The organism is Micromonospora sp. ATLC16 (assembly GCF_057196645.1).
On record NZ_JBXUOW010000053.1, the window covers coordinates 22338 to 35408 of the forward strand.

The 13071-nt window shown below is 68.7% G+C and carries 14 protein-coding genes and 1 pseudogene; 2 read left to right on the forward strand and 13 right to left on the reverse strand.

All coding sequences use genetic code 11. The features are described 5' to 3' along the window. Window positions 1-101: 101 nt before the first annotated feature. From AC2CHE_RS20180 to AC2CHE_RS20205, 6 genes are all read right to left on the reverse strand, one after another. The gene (locus AC2CHE_RS20180; protein ID WP_484506438.1) at window positions 102-1523 is read right to left on the reverse strand and encodes a hypothetical protein; all 1422 of its coding nucleotides are present in this window, start codon (window positions 1521-1523) and stop codon (window positions 102-104) included. Further along, entirely contained in the window at window positions 1520-1912 is a 393-nt protein-coding gene (locus AC2CHE_RS20185; protein ID WP_484506439.1) for a hypothetical protein, read from the reverse strand. The genes AC2CHE_RS20180 and AC2CHE_RS20185 overlap by 4 nt, the downstream gene beginning before the upstream one ends. A gap of 122 nt (window positions 1913-2034) precedes the next feature. Beyond that, complete coding sequence (locus tag AC2CHE_RS20190) at window positions 2035-2859, reverse strand: adenine nucleotide alpha hydrolase family protein (RefSeq protein WP_484506440.1); 825 nt, start codon at window positions 2857-2859, stop codon at window positions 2035-2037. Beyond that, on the reverse strand, window positions 2859-3317 hold the full coding sequence (locus tag AC2CHE_RS20195) for a DUF4913 domain-containing protein (protein ID WP_484506441.1): 459 nt from the start codon (window positions 3315-3317) through the stop codon (window positions 2859-2861). Before AC2CHE_RS20195 ends, AC2CHE_RS20190 begins: the two co-directional genes overlap by 1 nt. Further along, a complete protein-coding gene (locus AC2CHE_RS20200) occupies window positions 3314-4294 on the reverse strand; it encodes a hypothetical protein (protein ID WP_484506442.1) in 981 nt (326 codons plus the stop codon). Before AC2CHE_RS20200 ends, AC2CHE_RS20195 begins: the two co-directional genes overlap by 4 nt. Before the next feature lie 246 nt (window positions 4295-4540). After that, window positions 4541-5110 (reverse strand): hypothetical protein, encoded by a 570-nt coding sequence (locus AC2CHE_RS20205; protein WP_484506443.1) that lies wholly within the window; start codon window positions 5108-5110, stop codon window positions 4541-4543. Between the two features lie 820 nt (window positions 5111-5930). On the opposite strand from AC2CHE_RS20205, the gene AC2CHE_RS20210 reads away from it, so the two are divergent. Next, complete coding sequence (locus AC2CHE_RS20210; protein ID WP_484506444.1) at window positions 5931-6707, forward strand: hypothetical protein; 777 nt, start codon at window positions 5931-5933, stop codon at window positions 6705-6707. 192 nt (window positions 6708-6899) lie between these two features. Here AC2CHE_RS20210 and AC2CHE_RS20215 read toward each other — a convergent pair whose 3' ends face one another. From AC2CHE_RS20215 to AC2CHE_RS20240, 6 genes are all read right to left on the reverse strand, one after another. Further along, window positions 6900-7130 (reverse strand): helix-turn-helix domain-containing protein, encoded by a 231-nt coding sequence (locus AC2CHE_RS20215; RefSeq protein WP_484506445.1) that lies wholly within the window; start codon window positions 7128-7130, stop codon window positions 6900-6902. Between the two features lie 174 nt (window positions 7131-7304). Beyond that, complete coding sequence (locus tag AC2CHE_RS20220; RefSeq protein WP_484506446.1) at window positions 7305-7853, reverse strand: hypothetical protein; 549 nt, start codon at window positions 7851-7853, stop codon at window positions 7305-7307. Window positions 7854-8214: 361 nt separating this feature from the next. Further along, entirely contained in the window at window positions 8215-9975 is a 1761-nt protein-coding gene (locus AC2CHE_RS20225; protein ID WP_484506447.1) for a DUF2637 domain-containing protein, read from the reverse strand. 344 nt (window positions 9976-10319) lie between these two features. Further along, on the reverse strand, window positions 10320-10796 hold the full coding sequence (locus AC2CHE_RS20230; protein ID WP_484506448.1) for a hypothetical protein: 477 nt from the start codon (window positions 10794-10796) through the stop codon (window positions 10320-10322). 72 nt (window positions 10797-10868) lie between these two features. Then, the gene (locus AC2CHE_RS20235) at window positions 10869-12104 is read right to left on the reverse strand and encodes a deazapurine DNA modification protein DpdA family protein (RefSeq protein WP_484506449.1); all 1236 of its coding nucleotides are present in this window, start codon (window positions 12102-12104) and stop codon (window positions 10869-10871) included. Beyond that, complete coding sequence (locus AC2CHE_RS20240) at window positions 12101-12256, reverse strand: hypothetical protein (protein ID WP_484506450.1); 156 nt, start codon at window positions 12254-12256, stop codon at window positions 12101-12103. Before AC2CHE_RS20240 ends, AC2CHE_RS20235 begins: the two co-directional genes overlap by 4 nt. 255 nt (window positions 12257-12511) lie before the next feature. Here AC2CHE_RS20240 and AC2CHE_RS20245 point away from each other — a divergent pair, with 255 nt between their 5' ends. After that, window positions 12512-12883 carry an HNH endonuclease gene (locus AC2CHE_RS20245; RefSeq protein WP_484506451.1) on the forward strand — a complete coding sequence of 124 codons (372 nt, stop codon included), beginning with the start codon at window positions 12512-12514 and terminating at the stop codon, window positions 12881-12883. 29 nt (window positions 12884-12912) lie between these two features. On the opposite strand, the pseudogene AC2CHE_RS20250 reads toward AC2CHE_RS20245, so the two are convergent. Continuing rightward, window positions 12913-13071, reverse strand: a pseudogene (locus AC2CHE_RS20250) (IS5/IS1182 family transposase); the annotation flags it as partial.

The window sequence follows — 13071 nt, forward strand, 5'->3', positions numbered from 1 at the left end:
CAGCCTAGAGCGCCCTGCCCACGATTTGCACCCGATTTTCCCGGAGACTCGGACCGCTGAGGCGAGCGGAACCTCACACCAACCTGTCCGGCCACATCGACTCACCGGCGCGAATGATCGTGGCGGCTCGGACGTGGCAAAACCTCCCATGCAGCCCGGTCTATCGCGCCTTTCGCCTGCTGGCTCGGCTCGGCGTCGACCGGCGCCGCCGCGAAGGCGAGCTTCGCCAGGCGTGGTGCGGCACGGGGTAGGTGCGGCGGCGCCGATGCGAGTGCGGAGACGCCCACAGCGGCGAGCGCTGACCTCAACCGGTAGACCTGCTCGTCGTCTGGCTGCGCAATGCACCATCGTGCGACAGCGTGGTACACGAGCGACCTGGGTACGCGTTCGAGTTGCCGGCGGCCGAGAACGAAGAAGTGGCGGTTTCGAGCGGCCGTCTGGGTTGCCACACGCAGAACCTCCGACAGTGACGGGAGCACCGCCGCCAGCTTGTCGATCGCTTCGAGTCGGGACCCACGGCTGGTGACATGGCCTGGTCGCGGTGGCCCGGGACGGACCCATCTTGTCACCAGATCAAGCTCACGGGCTGTCTGCGCTGCTGCCGGGCCGTGTGGGGGCGTGCCGTGTAGCTGACCGGCTGCGTGGGCCGCTGCGCTCCACGATCGCCAGTCCGCTCCAACAGCGCCGAGTGAGGCGAGTGCGCTGACCGCGAGTGCCGCTTGGGTCGCCTTGGCCAGGTGCATGACGCGCACCTCGCCGGGGTTGCGGTGCATCCAGTCTCGCGTCGCGACCAGCGAGTGCAGCGCCGACGCGCCATCGCTGATCGCCCGGCGACCTGCCGGGACCGGTGGTGGCGGTTCCAGCAGGTCCAGCAGTGATGGAGCGTCGCCGGCGTCCGAGATCAGCTGGTGCACGACCTCGGTCAGGTAGCCGTTGCTGGTCCAGCGGGCCTCGTCCGCCACTGTCTCGAAAGCGCCGTACGCGAGTCGATGGCTGCCGGACAGCCACTCAGGTAGCCCTGCGTCGATGGCCAGCATGTCGGTGGTCAGTACGGCGATGTCGGCCAAGCCGGCTTTCCGCCCGGCACCGGCACGAATCGCCACGCCCTCCGGCGTCAGCGGCTCCCGGGCCGGCGGCGCGTGGGCAGCCAGAATCTCCCCGGCCACCGCGATCGCCTCCGCCGCCGACTCCAGATGGCGGCCGACCCGGCAGATCGGGGCCGTGGCGGGGGCAGCCTGCCGGTCGCTGCGAGCTGCAGCGGTGAGTCCCAGGTAGAGCCGTGTCGTGCGATCCCCCGCCTGCATCCGCAGAGCGACATCGACGGTTCTGCGGTCGATGTCGGCACGAGCCGGTTGGCCGCCGACGACCAGCTCCACGAGCTTGGCCAGCCGGGCATAGACCCGCTGCCGGGCCACGACGGTCGCGCCAACGTCATCGAGGGTGACCGCCGGATCGGACGGTAGGCGTGCTTGCGCATGGGTCAACTCGTCGTGCGCCCGCGACAGCCAGTCTCCGTACGTCACACCAAACCTCGCACCGCAGCGTTCAACCGCTCGGCTGTCGCGGCGTACGCGAAGCGGCGCTGGACCGACACCTCCGGCTGCTGACTCGCCTGGTCGTAGCCGTCCCCAAGCACCGAGACGAGGCGGATGAGGGTCCGTTGCGTTGCAGTGGACGTGATCGAGGACCGCGCCGTGGTGACGGTGACGGCGATCGGCGCCGGCTCGGGGTACAGCTCGGCGAGCGCGGTGAGCAACTCGAACCCGAGCAGAGCCCACTGCTGGGAGGGCACATCCGGAGAGTCGAAGGCCAGACAGGCCAGTCGCAGGCCGGCTTGCGCCTCCGGCTCGTCGACGATTCCCCGTTCCTCCACACGAGTGATGGCCTGCTGCAGCGCGGTGATGTAGTCCATTCCCGGATCCTTCCCACGGCCCAGAACTCTGTCCACAACGGCAGCGAAGCCCTGTGGATAACCGACCGAAGCGGCGTCGCATCCGCCCTCGGGTGCTCGCACCGAGCAGTTGTCGGCGCTGGTCAGGTGAAGCAAGAGCTGTTGTCGCAGAGGCCGTCGCCAGGTTCAAGGTCGAGCCCTGGCAGGGTTTGCTGCGCCTCCGGGATCGCTTCGGCGAGAGGGCGGTTGTATCGCGTCAGCCAGATCGGATCTCTGCCGAGCGTGCTCCGCCGCGCGTTCAGGAGAGTTTCCAGGTCGCAGGCCGAGTGGAACAGGCTCGGCCGATCGCGCCGCATCTCGCCCCAGCCTCGGGGCGTCTTAAGAGGGCAGAACCAGCACGCGGACTTGGGCGGAACCGGGAGTTTCGCCCTGGCGATGATGCCCGCGCAGTCGTGGCGGCGTAGTGGAGGTTCGTGGTCAAGCAGGGGGTACACCGGGATCTCGTACGGCATCGCCTGGCGTCTGTTGACCCGTTCGATCTCGTCCAGGCTGATGCCGATGCCCACCGTCGCCGGCCTGTCACGGCTCGCGCCGTGCTGCTTCAGCCACTTCCCGAGTACCTTGATCTTGAAGTCGGCCGTACATGATCTTGTGCCGGGTGCGCCGTTCGACATGCGAACCGGGATGGGCAGGCTTCGGGATCCCTCGCGGGTGAGTCGGCCCCACAGGGTCTCGACGGTGCCGTCGCGGCGTGTGCGGTGCAGCTCGTGAAGCTCGATGCCGTGCGCCGCCGCGTACGGCTTGGCGTACCGCTGGAGGTACTCCAGAGTTGCCGGGTCCTCGGAGTCGCGACCGGTGTTGGCGAAGAGGAATGTGGGAAAGTTGATCTTTCCGGTGGCGGCGAGGACTAGCAGCGCCGTCGACTGGACGCCGCCGCCGAACGCGACCGCTCGGATCGGGGCGGTCATCAGTCCCACCACCCGTCGGGGGCGGAGTCGGCGGTCGCCGACGGCAGGTCGGTGTGACGGGCAGCGCGGTCTTCGTCGGCGGCCCGGCACTGTTTGAAGGGTCCACTGTCGCCGAGTAGTTCGTGGATGTGCCGGTCGACCTCGACCGACCAGCCGGACATGCCGGTCGGGGCGAGACGGCTGACTTCCCAGGAGCGCCAGAGCAGTTCGAGGCGCCAGATAGCCTCTGCGTGGCGCCACCACTGCGGGCACCAGTGCCAGCGTTGCCCGTCGACACGCCAGGCGAACATCGGGAGGAACAAGCCGGTGACCCAGGCTTCGACGGTCGGGAACCTCAAGGCGGCCGGCGCCTCGGTGGCACCGGGTGCCTGGTCGTCGAGCCGCTGAGTGAGTTCCGCGACCTGGTTCTGCAAGGCGGCGACCATTCCGGCCAGGTCCTCGTCACGGCGGCTGGTCACCGGGTCCTCCTCGGGGCGGGATGCGCGGTCGGGGTACGGGCTGGCATGGCACTCGGGTGAGCGGTGAGTGCCCGCTGCGCGGGCAGGGCGAAGGACACGGCCGCCAGCCGTGCCGCCGCTGACGCGGTCGCGTCGTGGGCGCTGGCATCGGCGGCGAGGTCACCGGCGCGGCCGGTTGCCGCTGCGGCGGCGGCGCGAGCCGTCTGGTGTTCGTTGACGGCGGTGGCGGGGTCGTCAGGGGTGGCTGCGGTGGTGGCCGCGGTGCGCTGCTCGGCCTCGGCCCGGTCGAGGAGGGTCTCGATGTGGGCGAGTGACTGCGCGGACCAGCCGCTGTCTTCGAGGTTGCGCAGCAGTCGTGCCCGGCCAACCGGGTCCAGCGTGCTGGCGAGTCGGGTGATTTCCTGGTCGAGTTCTTCACCAACTTGGGTGAGCGCGCCGGCGGTGGGGGGCCGGCCGCCATGTGGCCGGGCAGGGCCGGATCCGGACCAGACGTAGCGGGCCGCGTCCGCCATCGCGTCCTGGCGTGAAAGGCCCGCGTCGCGGCCCCGGTGGTAGAAGTCGATCAGGCTCGGGGCGCGGCGGCGCAGTTCCTCTTCGGCGGCGGTCAGCACGGTGGCGTCGGTGGGATTGCGGTCGGCGTCCTGGGCCGCCTGTCCCCAGTGCCGTGCCACCTCGACGACGGGCAGGTCCGCAAGGTAGCCGCGTAGCCGGCCCTCGTCCCCGGCGAGACGGGCCCATTCCCGTTTGCGTCGGGAGGCGTCCGCTGCGGCGAGCCGCTCGGCTTTCCGGTTCGCCTTCTGCTCGTCCTGTTCCCGGCGTGTCTGGTCGCGTAGTTCCTGTTCGGCTCGGTTGGCTTTGGCCCGGGCGTTCTCGGCGGCCAGCCGCGACCCGGCCTCGACGAGTACGCCGAGGGCCATGAGCCGTTCCATCGCGCGCTGGTTGCCCTCGCTCCAGGGATCGTGATGCTCGGGTTCCATATCGGCGACGCTGCGCGGCGTGGGTTTCCGCCGGCGCTACCGGCAGCGGCTACGGGCAAACGGCCAGTGCTCCGGCTGACCGCCTACGCCTATCGTGCACTCCTTGCGTCTGCCCCATGACGCCCTCGGACGAACCCAGCGGGCACCAGCAAATTAACGCGAACGAGACCACGATTGAGACCAGCCTGCACCGCCAGCGCCTCGTCCTGATCTTGAGCTACGGCTGGCCACGATCCTCTCACTCGGCTACCAACGCGGAAACATTGTCGGGATCGGCCAAATGGCAGGGCGGATAACGTCCAACTGCTCGCGCGGTACTCCCTCCAAGAAGCTTGTCGCCACGCAGTCCAGCTCGGTCGCGATCTCCCCCTCAGAAGAGACTAAAACCTTGAGACCGATCGGGACGCCCGCCAGGCTGACTTCCAGCCAGCGGTGGCCCGGGGTGCCGCCGCCGGCGACGACCCCGTTCCCCAGTTCCACCGGCTCCGACACGCCCACACGTCGCAGGACCGCTTCCAGCTGCTTCCGCGCTTGCTGCTGCTGCTCGCCAGACGGGCTCAAAACACCGAAGTGGCGAAAGGCGCTGAGACCGATCCCGACATCGCCACGCCACTCATCCACTTTGATCGGCCGAACCCGAAATCCGGCCCGCCTGACGGCTCGCACCGACTCTGGAAAGAGCTCCTCCGGAACGGCATAGTCGAAGCTGACGGTTCCCCGGGGCGACCATGCCGCGAGGTGCTCGATGGGAAGGATGTCCAGCCGGATGCCGCGGACGTTATCTGCGTACTGCTTGGCGGCCGGACTGATACCCACAGTGCTGACAAGCAGGCCATGTCAGCGCCGACGTCCTCCACCAGACCGACAAACGTTCCGACGTGGTTGACGTCGAGCGGCTTCGTGTACCGCTTGCAGTCCACGACCATCGTGGCGTTGCCGGACGCGAACAGGGCCCCGGTGACCCTGACGTCAATCTGGCGTTGCTTGCCGCTCCTCTTGCCTGGCATCCGGATGTTTCGCTCCACCACGGCGGCGTCACCGGCCAGGTAGGCCAGTACGTCGGCCACACCGTTCTCATACTCCGTGTCAAGCGCGTCGGCAGCCACGCCGTCGAGTATCCATGCTTGCGGAGCTTTCCGATCACGCCACGTTTGGGTCCAGCGGCCGCGTCCACGCCGAGACCAGCCGTACCAAGTCTCACGCCGGTCGGCGCAGCATCGGGCTACCCGACGGCGTGCTCCGCGAGCACCGCGACGAGCAGGACTAGGAGCATGCAGCCGCCGCCCAGCTATGCGAGGGTGTCGACTGGCGGCTGTTCGCTGGCGGCCCGGTCAACTCGCGTAACGACCACGACGAGTGGAAGCGGCTGCTGCGGCTCGCCGGACTGCGAAACGGTCGGCTACACGACGCTCGACAGACCGCCGCCACGGTGCTGCTGATCCTCGCCTAGCGGAGCGGGCCGTAATGGGCATCATGGGTTCAACTCGGCGATGGCGGCCTGATACCAACACCTCACCGCCCAGGTACGCCGGGACATCGCCGAGCAAGTCGGCGGGCTGCTATGGCAGAAGTAAGTATTCGTCTTGCGCGACCCGGCAGAGGCGGCAATCATCACGAAATGAGCCATGGACTCAGGATGCCTCTAGCAACCGTTGACTTCCCAACAGAGGAATCAAAGAAAGCTGCGACAAAGAGTCTTTACCTGGACGAACTTGACCGCCAGGCTCGCATGGGTAGCGATGGAATCACGCTTGCCGTCACCCGGGGCTTAGCCACCGAAGACGTACGGGACCCGGGAGTCTGGTCAGCGCTGCAGTCGGCGCTCTTCGCATGCATCGTGGTGGCGCGCACCCTGCAGCCCACCACTAAGGGGAAGTACCAGGGGCTTACGAACGGACAGACCAAGCAGTACGCCAAGGAGCGGGGTGAAGGGCTCCGGACCCTGCTTGGGATCGAGGCATCCTCCCCTCTCTTCTCAGTTACCGCGGTACGCAACGCCTTCGAGCATTACGACGAGAGGCTCGACGAGCATTTGGTTGGCGGGGTAACATGCATATCCGACTGGTATATCTCAGACGGAACCGCCCTGATATCGCCATCAGCGTCGAATGGCCAGACACATGCGGTTGGACTGCGAGTCTTCTACCCAGCCGGCGGGATTTTGTACTTCGACAGCGAAGCCCTTGACTTATTCGCCCTCGATATCGCGCTCCTCGACCTGAGGAATCAGATCGCAGAAAAGCAGAAGGAGCTGGCGGCTGCCATCCGGGGCCGGGGCACCTTCGGCAACCACGTCCTCGTGCAGCTGGCTGCGCCCGAGGTCGCCGCACGACGCCATCGGGAGTGGCGCGATGTCCGAGCGGCGGCGCTCGCGGGTCTCGCGGCTGCCACCGACGAAGGGCAGTCTGGCTAGGGCCTCGCGGCCAGCAACTGAGACCAAGAACGTGACCGAAACAACGCAGCGCCCGGTTGGTCCTCATGGACTGCCGGGCGCTGCGCCTCTTCAAAGAGTGCCGAGTCGGTGACGTCGTGCGCGGCGTATGCACCGCGGATCGCGGCACCCACGAGGTGCCGTCGCGCGTTATGTCGAATGATCGGGGCGTGGCTAGTCAACGTCGAGGAGCTTGAGCAGAGCCGGGACGCTGACGAGGTAGCGGCGTCCGATGCGGAGGATCTTCACCGGAAACTCGTTGGTCTTGGCGAGCTCGTACGCCTTCGTGCGGCCGATGCCGAGGATCTCCCCGGCGGTCTCGATGTCGGTGGTCATGCCGAGGGCGCGCACCGCCTGCTCCGTCCAGACCTGGGGCTGCGGTGTGGTCGCGGTACTGGTCGTCATCGGTAGGTCCTCCCGCTGCTGTCTCATGCTGACCTGTGGGCCTGCGGCAACAGCGACGGTGCCGATGACGGGGTGGCGCCGGGGCTACCCCTGCGATGTCCTGCGCTAGGCGTAGCGCAGCCGGCCAGGAGGCCCGGCACCCCAGCCAGCCGCGGTGTTACGGGTAGCTCGGGCTCATTCTCCGGCGTCCGGTTGCGCGTTCTGTTTCGGCCGACCGGTGCTCGACGCCGAACCAGTGCGGTTGTTGATCCAGCTTTCGACACGGTGACGCTTCCAGGAGCGGATGACCCCGCGACGGCCGGGCTCTTCCAGATCTGGCTTGATCAGGTAGCCGTCCCGGTCCTCCTCCCAGGCCGGGACGCTCTTCTCCACGTACTTGGACCAGGCTCCGTGGGTGACTCGGATCAGGGTGCGGAATTCCTTGGCGTTGATCAGCTCGTCCGGGTCGCCCTCCAGGGTGACCTGGTGCACCCTCGCCATGCGAGCGGTCCGCTTCACTTGAAAGTAGGAGGCGTTGAACACGTCGAGATCCTCGAGCGCGTACCACTCCTGGCCGTCCACCACGTCGACCGGCTCGCGCCAGCCGGTGGTAGGACGATGCTTCGGTGAGGCGACCCGGTTGATGGTCTCCAAGCTCCGGTTGAGGTACTCCGCGGCCCCGCGACGGTTCGTGCAGAGGCGGTCGTTGACCACCCGTAGCTCCACGCAACCCCCTGCGTTCACGTCCCGATCTGCCCCGGCGTCGCCCGCCCGGCAGCCGTTTCCGCTTCCGCTCGCCGCAGCCAGGCGGCCCCGGTCGCGGGTAAGGGTCACTGTACCGGCAGCAACGTCACCGGTTACTTCCGCTGCTTCCGGAAGCACCACGTCAGTACGCATCATGAACCGTCCTCCGCAAACGTGGGCAGGCGCGATAAGCATCCGCAGGCGCCCGGCGAAGGCTCGGCTCTGGCCTGGCCGGGCGGCTGGTCCAATGGGGCCAACGGGGCTGTGCGGGCAGGAGATTGCATCCGCGCTCGGTGTAAGTACGGGCAACGCCTCCCGGACTGACACCGGGAGGCGTTGCCGAATTGCGGGGACTTGCAGGTCAGGTGCCGGCGGTGACGAGTTCTTTCCGCGATGCCGCAGAAAGCACGCTCCGAACCGTCCGGTCGGTGACGCCCACCAAGGTCGCCAACTCCTGCTGCTTCGCGTCCGGGTGATCCCGGTGCGCTTCGAGCACCGCCAGGACGGTGGCAGGGCTGACCCGGTCGACCTGCGGCACCGGCCGCCCGTCGAACATCAGCGGCTCGCCCGCTGGCGCGTTCGACGCCGTCCGGCGACGGCGCGGCGACATCCGCTCCATGAGCCCGCGAAGCTGCTCCTCCGCGGCCTCGCGGCGATGCTGTTCGTCAGCGAGGGCACGCTCGACGGTTGCCGCCCGCACCTCCAGGTCCATCTGTACCCGCGCCTGCTCCCTGCCCTTGAGCCGGACGTTGGCGACCTCCGTTTCCGCCAGCTCGCCGCGCCGGCGCCACTGCTGAGCTTCCGCTTCCGCCTGCCCCCGGCCCCGAGCCGCCTGCTCCGCTTCCGCTCGGGCAGTCGCTGCTGCTTCCTCGGCCGCCGCCCGCAGGGCCGCTTCGTGCTCCGCCCGCCGCGTCGCTCGTTGCGCCTCCTCGGCTGCTTCCGCTCGCCGCGCTGCTTCCGCTTCCGCTGCCTGCCGCGCCGCCCGGGTTTCCGCTTCCGCCTGAGCGCGCCGCATCGCTTCTGCGGCCAGCCGCGCTTCCGCTTCCGCCAGCGCCACGCGGGCCAGGCGGGCATCCTCCTGCGCCGCTTCCAACTCCTTGCGCGCCGGCCCGGGTAGCGCCAGTGACGGTACCGAGGTGCCGGTCTGGGCGAGGTGCAGCAGCATCGTCAGGGCCTTGCCGGTTTCCCCGGCACGGGCAGCGTTGCGGGCGGCGGTGCGCGCCTGCTTCCGGACATCTGCCGCGAGTGCCTCCCGCCGTTCCCGGTCGCGCTCGACGGCGGCGTGTCGGCGGCGCTCACGGCGGGCGGCTTCGGCACGAGCGACCAGGGCCGCCGCGCCGGGGCTCAGCCGGTCTAGCACGTCCAGCCGCCAGGCGGTGAGGGTCGAGTGGGGGGCCACCAGCCACCGCCGCCAGCCGAACCGCTCCGGCGGTGGCGGCAGCATGCCCCGCTCGCGCAGCGTCGGCCTGTGCTTGGCTCCGCTGCGGACCTCGTAGACGATAATGCCGAGCGCCGAGAGAAACGACAGCCCGACCGCCTTGACCGGGTCGGTGTGGTGGCCGATGGCGTTGATCGCGACCGCCGCCGCCGTGCAGATCCAGATCAGTGCCCGCGCTGCGAGCGCCCGCTCCCCGGCGAGTCGCTGCTGCTGTGCGGTCAGGGCCATTGCCAGGCCCGTGCCCTCGATGGCGACCGCCGCCACGACGCCGATCGGCGTGGGCAGACCGTTGATCCTGGCAGCGTCGACCTGCCCATACACGGCGCCCGCTACGGCGAGGCCGTAGATCACGCCGGAGTAGACCGAGGCGGCGTTGGCCCGTACGTACTCGACGCGACGCGCGTACCACGCCGCCGTATCCTGCCGACGAGCCTGCCGCCGCTTGCGCCTCGCCTCGCGCTTGTCCTCGCGTTCCTTGCGGCGACGCTCGGCGCGGTCAGCCTTCTGCCGATCGCGCTGGTCATCCAGTCGCAGCCGCCCTTCCTGCTCGCGCAGGCGTCGCTGCACCGCCGCGTCCTCGTCCGCGATCCGCTGCGCGCCGACCAGCCGCTCCCGTTCAGCGGTCGCCAGCTCACGGGCGACCCGCCGGTCGGCCCTGGCCAGGTCGGTCAGGTCGGTGCTCATCGCGCCACCGGGCCTTCCAGCACCCCGCGCATCGGCACCGGCCCTGGCGGCAGGTGGTGAATCCGGGGCCGAGGGAACGGCGGTATCGGGGCCGTAAGGTCTGTCATCAGTCGGACCTCCATTGTCCGATCAAGGTCCCGGCCGGTGGCTTGCCTCCACCGGCCGGGACCGCCTGCGTTTACGGGCCGGATGGGGCACCAACGGTGAGTGATCATCCGGCTCATCGTGAGAGCTACGGGTTATCGGCAGCGCTACGGGTAACGCGCCTGGTGTACGGTGCCCGGATTTCCTCTCCCGGCCGGGACCGGCGGGTCGCCCTGACCGCACGCAGCGGTTGGCGCCGCTCAGCGCGCCGGCGGCTGGCCGGGCGGGGGGTGGATCGGCGCGGTGAACGCCTTGACGCAGTAGCCGGAGCAGTGCTCCCTCCAGGTGGTGTCGTCGGCGTCGTCGGCGTAGAGCAGGTGACCGGCGGCCCGGCGGGTGCCGAGCCGATATCCGGCGGCGCGAAGCCGGGTGGCGGCGTCGGCGCGGCTGATGACGCGCCAGCCCTCCGCGCGCAACGCGGCCTCCACCTCGGCCGTCGTCCGCCGGGCGAAGGGATGCCCGGCCGGTAGCGGTACCGGCGTGGTCGCCTCCAGCAACCTGAACCCGCGGGCCGGGACCGGGCCGTTGTCGTGGTGGGGACGGATCCCGATCAGTCCGGCAGTCCCGGTCGGCAGGTGCAGCCACACCTCACCGAGGTCGGCGGCAGCGAGCGGGTCACCAGGCCAACCGCCGAGGCGGCCGGCACCGTCGAGGTGGCTTGTCACGCGCGTTGGCATGAGGTCTCTCCCGAGGACTTGACGTCGGGGGCCGGCAGCACCGCTCCGGCATGACTTGTAATGATACCGCATTTAGTCGGTGTTGCCGCCCGGGTCATCGAAAAGCGTGAGCTGGTCGGGGTGCGGAGTTCGGGGACGGGAGCGCCGGGGCGATGTTCTACGCCGGCCGCCCAGCGACGTCAGGGGCGGGACTGACGGCAGGTCGACCAGCGGTGTGGACGGCGTGGGCGTAGCGCGTGCGGCGTACCGCAGTGCGTCCATCACCTCCTCCCGGTAGGCCAAGGCGTAGCGAAAGCAGTTACGGCAGTCGGTGGGTACGCGGCAGCGGGTCAGCGGGTCCGGACGGCTCAGATGGGTGCAACCGGGCAGGCGGATGCGCTCTCTCCGGGCGGTTGCTGACCAGGCTTGGCTGTCGGAGCTGGCCAGCAGCGGGCCGACGAGCCGTAGCGCGTTGATGCTCACGCCGAATCCGTGCATCCGCATGCCGAGCGGCGCGAGGGTGCCCAGGACGCGGGCAACCTCGCGCTGGGAGCCGCGCCGGCACAGGCTGCCGACGCCGACACGCATGCCGGCCAAGTCCACCCCCGCGGCCTGGTACATGCGATGGTGCTCGACGTACTCCCACGGATGCCACCCCTGCAACGTCGGCAGCCACGGGACGTGGGGGAACTGTTCGGCCAGGTAGAGGTAGTTGGCCAGGGTCGCTTCCTGATGCTCCCGCACGGTCGCTCCGGTGCGGCGCAGGCACTGCGGTTCGCAGGGCCAGTCCTGGATGCCTACGACATCGGGCGGTCCCACGTCCTCCTGGAAGCGGGTCCAAATGGCCCCGTACTCGTCCGGGTGCGCGAACCAGGGATGTCCCTCCGGGTCGGCGCGCAGGATCAGCGCTGCGTAGGCGCCGGAGTCGCCGGCCCACGGTGCCCCGTTCATCCGGACCGGGAAGTCGTCGCCGCGCCGCCGGTAGCGGGTCAGCGTTGTCGCCGAGAGGAACAGCGGCACGGGTGATTCGTTCAGCCAATGGGGATGCCCCACCCCGAGGTAGAAGGTGGTCCGGCGCGCGGCGTCGGAATGAAACTCGCTGACGGTCCAGGGAGTGACCGGCCCCCATGGCGCTTCCACGCGTTCGGGGCCGAGGCCGAACCGGGCCACGTGCGCGTCCCAGCGGGCGCGACGCTCCTGCATCGTTGGTGGCGGTGGGGGCCACTGCGTCAGGTTCTGCTTCCGCAGGAACACCAGCAGTTCGTCAGCTCGTCGCGGGGAGACGCCGGCGGCTGGAACGGTGACGTGGCGGACCGTGTCGACGGTCATGCCGGCGCTCCGGCCGGCGCGTCGAAGAGCGTGAGCTGCTCGGTCTCGGGCCGGATGACGGGCACGACCTCGGCAAGGATGCGTCCCATGGTGAAGCGCAAGCTCTCCGCGTTCAGGTCCCCGCCGTAGAAGCGTCGCCTGTCCTGGGGCATCGGGTCGGAGAAGGCGACGAGCCCGCGAATGCCCTGATCGGCGGCGAGCCGGAACAGCCGGCCCAGCAGCCAGCTCTCCTGGCGGAGTGTACGAATTCGTAGGCGACGGATAGTTCTTCCGGCTGTTCGACGGATGCGGAGATCGGTAGGCTGCCCCTCGTGTCGGTTCGACCTCACCTTCAGGAGTGGCTGCGTAGGGAGCTGCTGTTGGAGGCGGGCCATCGATGTGCCATCCCGACCTGCCGTCGATGGCCAGTGGAAATAGCCCATATCAAGTCGCGCGCAAGGTCTGCTGACGACAGCTTCCGCAACCTGATCGTTCTGTGCTCGCAGTGTCATGATCTTTATGATCGATACAGCGCAATCAAGCCCGTTGAGATGCGTGCCTATAAGCGGAACCTTGATGTGCTCGGCGAGGAGACCGGCAATGTGCGGCGCCGATTTCGCGATCTCGAACTCTGGCAGCTGCTGGAGCTTTACGGTTACCCCTGGCCTGCCGCACGGCGCGTCACTCGGAATCGAGATGGTGTATTTGTTCTTCCGGGCGGCTGCGGCAAGACCTTTATCTTTATGGCGATGCAGTTGATTTATGAACGCCACCGCTTGCCATTGAGCCTTTCCGAGTAACGGTGCGCGACTGTGTGTAGTGCCTGCTTTTAGGTGGTCCGGCCGTGCTCGATGTGGAGGATGACCAGGGCCGCAGCGTTCCCGATTTTCCAGGGGCAGAGGCTGACGTTGCGTAGGGCTTTGAAGGTCATCTTGAGTAGGCTGTTGCCGCGTTCGCCGACCGCGCGGAGCCGGTTGTGGGCATGGTT